This is a genomic window from Allobosea sp. CER48 (assembly GCF_044752385.1).
Taxonomy (GTDB): Bacteria; Pseudomonadota; Alphaproteobacteria; order Rhizobiales; family Beijerinckiaceae; genus Allobosea.
Genome location: NZ_JBIWYK010000513.1, coordinates 1 through 2041, shown reverse-complemented (window position 1 = coordinate 2041; position 2041 = coordinate 1). Strand labels below are relative to the sequence as shown.

2 protein-coding genes are annotated in these 2041 nt (G+C 68.0%); one reads left to right on the top strand and one right to left on the bottom strand.

What is annotated here, in order from left to right; genetic code table 11:
• The first annotated feature begins 55 nt into the window (after positions 1-55).
• Complete coding sequence (locus ACIPIA_RS14980) at positions 56-415, top strand: RidA family protein (protein ID WP_400510696.1); 360 nt, start codon at positions 56-58, stop codon at positions 413-415.
• An 82-nt stretch (positions 416-497) separates the two neighbouring features.
• Here the strand turns inward: ACIPIA_RS14980 and glpD are convergent, their stop codons facing one another.
• On the bottom strand, positions 498-1976 hold the full coding sequence (gene glpD / locus ACIPIA_RS14975; RefSeq protein WP_400510698.1) for a glycerol-3-phosphate dehydrogenase: 1479 nt from the start codon (positions 1974-1976) through the stop codon (positions 498-500).
• Positions 1977-2041 lie beyond the last annotated feature (65 nt).

The window sequence follows — 2041 nt, the reverse complement described above, 5'->3', positions numbered from 1 at the left end:
GTTCGGCATGCAGGCGAAGCCGGCACTTCCTTTTCCAGCTCTGACAGGACCCGCCATGACCATCGAACGCATCGGGCTGGCCGCGCGCTACTGCGACGCCGCCATCTTCAACGGCATCGTCTTCCTTGCCGGCCACGTGCCGGAGCAGACCGAAGGGCGCTCGCTCACCGAGCAGACGGCAGAGGTGCTGGCGCTGCTCGAGGACACGCTGGCGCAGGCCGGCAGCAGCAAGGAGCGCATCCTCAGCGTCCAGATCTTCCTGACGGATATCAGCAAGATCGGCGAGATGAATGCGGTCTGGGACAAGTGGGTGGCGCCCGGCAACGCACCCGCGCGCGCAACCGTCGAGGCGAAGCTGGCGTCGCCGGGCTACGGCATCGAGATTACGGCCGTCGCTGCGAAGCGCAGCACATAGGCCGTCGCCGCTGCCGTTGAGGATCTGATTCCGGGATTTCGCCCAACTCTTTGCGCCAAAGGCGAAAAGATCGGTGCCCGACTCAGGCTGCCTCCGCCATCGCTGCCAGCATGTAGTCGTCGAGCGCCTCGCGCTCGGCCGCCGAAAGCCGCAGGCCGAGCTTGCCGCGCCGCCAGAGGACGTCATCCGCCCGGCGCGCCCACTCGGCCTTCATCAGATAGCGCACCTCACGCTCGTACAGGTCGGCGCCGAAATGCCGGCCGAGATCGGCGAAGCCGGAGGCACCGGCGAGAATGTCGCGAATGCGCGTGCCGTAGCAGCGGGCGAGCCGCGTCACGGTCCGGTGCTCCAGCCAAGGATGCGCGGCGGCGATCTCGTCGACCAGCTTGTCGAAGCCGCCCACCGGAAAATCGCCGCCGGGCAGGGCGCCTGTCATGGTCCAGTCGGCGCGAGCGGCCCAGGGCACATGCGGAGCAAGCCTGGCGATCGCCGCTTCCGCCAGGCGGCGATAGGTGGTGATCTTTCCGCCGAAGACGGAGAGCAGTGGCGCCTCGCCCTGCGGGGCGTCGAGCGTCAGCACGTAGTCGCGGGTCGCCTCCTGGGCCTTCGAGGCGCCATCGTCATAGAGCGGCCGCACGCCGGAATAGGTCCAGACCACCGAATTCGGCGTGACCGGCTGGCGGAAATACTCGCTCGCCGCGGCGCAGAGATAGGCGATCTCCTGCGGCGTCGCGGCGACTTCGGCCGGGTCTCCCTTGTAGTCCCGGTCGGTCGTGCCGATCAGGGTGAAGTCCTGCTCGTAGGGGATCGCGAAGATGATGCGTCCGTCGGCATTCTGGAAGATGTAGCAGCGATCGTGGTCGTAGAGCTTCGGCACGACGATGTGGCTGCCCTGGACCATGCGGACACCGGCGCGGGCATTGGTGTGGATCACGCCGCTCAAGACCTCGCCGACCCAGGGGCCGGCAGCGTTGACGAGGGTCTTGGCCCATACCGTCCGCTTGCCATCAGGGCCTTCCGTCACGAGTTGCCAGAGACCGTTCTCGCGATGGGCCGAAACGACGCGGGTGCGGGTGTGGATCGCGGTGCCTCGGACCGCGGCATCCATGGCGTTCAGCACGACGAGCCGTGCGTCCTCGACCCAGCAGTCGGAGTACTCGAAGGCCTTGGCCTGGTCGTCCTTCAGCGGCTTGCCGACGACGTCATGTGCGAGATCGAGGGTGCGGGTGGCCGGCAGCAGCTTGCGACCGCCGATATGGTCGTAGAGGAAGAGGCCGAGGCGGAGCAGCCAGGCCGGGCGCAGGCCCTTGTGATGCGGCAGCACGAAACGCAGCGGGCGGATGATGTGCGGCGCGATGGCCCAGAGCCGTTCGCGCTCCATCAGGGCCTCGCGCACCAGCCGGAACTTGTAATGCTCGAGGTAGCGCAGGCCGCCATGGATCAGCTTGGTCGAGCGCGAGGAGGTCGCGCTGGCGAGGTCGTCCTTCTCGAACAGCACGACCGAGGCGCCGCGCCCGGCTGCATCACGGGCGATCCCGCAGCCGTTGATGCCGCCGCCGATGACCGCGAGATCGTAGGGGGCGCCGGGATCCGTCCCGAATCCGGCGGTGGGCGAAGTGGTGTCGG